5 protein-coding genes are annotated in these 2,652 nt (G+C 63.6%); 2 read left to right on the plus strand and 3 right to left on the minus strand.

Annotated elements, in window-relative coordinates:
* The coding region (locus tag WBB85_RS13435) for a hypothetical protein (protein WP_432639116.1) at positions 1 to 411 on the plus strand (411 nt) is incomplete at its 5' end.
* 157 nt (positions 412 to 568) lie between these two features.
* Here the strand turns inward: WBB85_RS13435 and WBB85_RS13440 are convergent.
* Both WBB85_RS13440 and WBB85_RS13445 read right to left on the minus strand, forming a co-directional pair.
* Entirely contained in the window at positions 569 to 1,351 is a 783-nt protein-coding gene (locus WBB85_RS13440; protein ID WP_432639117.1) for a formate/nitrite transporter family protein, read from the minus strand.
* 55 nt (positions 1,352 to 1,406) lie between these two features.
* Positions 1,407 to 1,661 carry a hypothetical protein gene (locus tag WBB85_RS13445; protein WP_432639118.1) on the minus strand — a complete coding sequence of 85 codons (255 nt, stop codon included), beginning with the start codon at positions 1,659 to 1,661 and terminating at the stop codon, positions 1,407 to 1,409.
* A 130-nt stretch (positions 1,662 to 1,791) separates the two neighbouring features.
* Between WBB85_RS13445 and WBB85_RS13450 the strand changes: the two genes are divergently transcribed.
* Positions 1,792 to 2,217 carry an excalibur calcium-binding domain-containing protein gene (locus tag WBB85_RS13450; RefSeq protein WP_432639119.1) on the plus strand — a complete coding sequence of 142 codons (426 nt, stop codon included), beginning with the start codon at positions 1,792 to 1,794 and terminating at the stop codon, positions 2,215 to 2,217.
* Between the two features lie 62 nt (positions 2,218 to 2,279).
* Here the strand turns inward: WBB85_RS13450 and WBB85_RS13455 are convergent, their stop codons facing one another.
* Positions 2,280 to 2,513, minus strand: coding sequence for a hypothetical protein (locus tag WBB85_RS13455; RefSeq protein ID WP_432639120.1), 234 nt, complete (start codon positions 2,511 to 2,513; stop codon positions 2,280 to 2,282).
* Positions 2,514 to 2,652 lie beyond the last annotated feature (139 nt).

The raw sequence follows: 2,652 nt of genomic DNA on the forward strand, positions 1-2,652 counted from the left end.
CTATTGATCAGGCCGATAATCCTCTTGCTGGCCGCGCCCGCGATCCTCGCGGGTGCGGCCCATGCCGTTGAGCCTGTTGCGCCTCTCCGCTTTCTTGCGACGGACGACATTCTGTCGATCCCGATGGCGCATATTGAACGTGCCGCACCTGTCTTTCTTTCTGGATCGTCCGGTGCCGGTGTCGAAATCACCTTTTCCGAGGATATGGATGCTCAGCTTGCCGCGTTCACGACGCGCCATGTGGGGGAGGTCGTCGATATTGCCGTCTGCGACACCGTTCTCGTCTCTCCAAAGATTCTAGAGCCTGTCAGCGGCAAGGCGCTGATACCGCTGGCTTCCATAGTAGATGCCACATCGCTTGCCGAACGGTTGCGTAGCGATGTGCCCTGTGGTGCGGGCGCCAATGGTTGAATAGTCCAAGCCGGGGACACTGTCCCGCCCTTGGTTTTGGAGGGAAGAAGACAGCGCTTCGAAATTGCGCTGAAGCCAAATTCGAACCAGTTCCATTCGATATCCGGCACTTGTTTCCTCAGCCAGAATTCGAAATGCAGACAGCGCCGCCCATTCCTTACGGCCGGGGTCCGAGATAGGCGAAACGATAGGCCAGTGCCACGCCGCCTGCACCGCCGAGGATGTTACCGAAAGTCACCCAGAAGAGGTTGCCTGCCGCCCGGGCAAGGTCTGGTGCGGCCCCGGCGGCCCAGCCCTGCGGGAAGAAATACATGTTGGCCACTGAATGTTCGAGGCCAAGCAGCACGAAACCGGTGATCGGCCAGAGGATGGCCAGGATCTTGCCCGCGACGGTCCGGGCCGCGAAGGTCAGCCAGACGGCAAGGCAGACAAGCGCATTGCAGAGCGCGCCGCGCATAACCGCCTCAAACACTGGCAGCGAGGCCTTGGCCCCGGCGATCTTCACCGCCGTTTCCCCCATTGGCCCATCAAGAAGCCCCGTCAGACCAAAGGCGAGGCCGAGGCTCGCCGCGCCAACCAGATTGCCCGCATAGACCACGGCCCAGTTGCGCAGAAGCTGCCGTCGCGTGATCTTGCCCTCGACCGCCGCCATGACCATCAGCGCATTGCCGGTGAACAGTTCCGCCCCGCCGACGATGACCAGAATGAGGCCGAGCGAGAAGACCACGCCGCCCAACATCCGTGCGGGACCATAGCCGGGGTCAACCCCGGTCATCACCATCGTATAGGCGGCTGCGCCAAAGCCGATGAAAGCCCCGGCCAGCATCGCCAGAACGAACATCTGCGCCAGAGGCAGCGCAGCCTTTGCCACGCCCGCGCTTTCGATCAGGCGGGCGATTTCGGCGGGTTTATAGGCATCGGCATGGGGCGTTTCGGACATGGAGGCTAGGATAGCGTTTGCGCCGCGCCCGTCCATAGGCGTGTCGCGGCCCGCCTCAACCGCCCACGCGCATCACGCTTGTGATCTTGTCGACACCGGCATCGCCGCCGCCGACATAGATGATCTTGACCACGTCACCGGCCACGAGGTCGGGCGAGGTCTCGGTCGCCTCGCCGAGGGGCCAGATCGTCTTGTCGTCAAGCACGATCACCCGCGCCGCCCGGTCGAAGGCAATGACAGTGCCGGTGGTTTCATCGGCAAGGGCAGGGGTGGCAAGCAGCAGGGGAAGGGCAAACAGCAGCGCGCGCATGGGCGTCACTCCAAAGGGGTTGCAGGGCGCAACCTATCATCGCGCCGGTGAGTCGGGCAGGGGGATTTGCGGGCATCACAGACAGGTGAGGCGGGCGATCCTGCGCCTCTATTGCCATGATGAGGCCAAATTGCCCCGCTACCCCGCCACCATGACTGACCACGCGCATCCCCGAAGACATAAGACCGGACGCGGTGACCGGCGCAAGCCGGGTATGGGGCGGTTCCTGTCCTCGGTGATCCTGAAGCTGATGGCCATTCCGGTTGTCGCGCTGGCGATGGCGGTTTCGGTCTATATCCGGACGAGCCCCTATCCGCCCTCTTCCGCCCTGGCCCATCTTTTGGCGCGTGCCGGATGCCCGGCGGCGGCGGCGATCGGGTTGGCCGAAGCGCGGGTTGGTGAAGTCGGCTATCATGCGCGGAACGACCCCGATGGCGACGGTATTGCCTGCGCGCCTGTCCCGGTTCCGGAGGGTCTGGCCACCCCCGGTCAGGTGACGGTGACCAAAGCGGGCGGGGCGAAATTCGTACGGCCGAAACCGGCGGAGGGGGGCTGAACGGACGGTCGGCAAAACGTCGGCAAACTGTCGGCAAAACGTATGGCATATGTCGAGCGACGCTATTTCGGCTCGCAGGCCTTGCCGTCGCCATCGCGGTCGAGGCCGTAGATGTCCGAGCCCACCACCCAGACCGGCCCCGTGACATAGGCCGGGCCGTTGCCCGAGCCTCCGGCGCAATCGACCTCCGAAGCGATGGGAACACACGCGCCGGTATAGTTCGGATCGCAATCCTGCGCCCCTGCAAGTGACGCCGGAACCAGCGCGAGGACAGCTAGGACCGGCAGGGCGCGCATCGGGGCTCCGTCAAGGATGTCTTAACGAAGGTTAACTGGGGGTGCGGGTGTCAGATGGCAAGCGTTCGTCTCCTTTGCTGCAGCAAATGCTTTCAAAGGAGCGGTATCAAACCGCGACAGGTCCGAACATGTCTTTGCC

Origin of the sequence: Albidovulum sp. (genome assembly GCF_049646345.1) — a bacterium.
Lineage (GTDB): Bacteria > Pseudomonadota > Alphaproteobacteria > Rhodobacterales > Rhodobacteraceae > Albidovulum.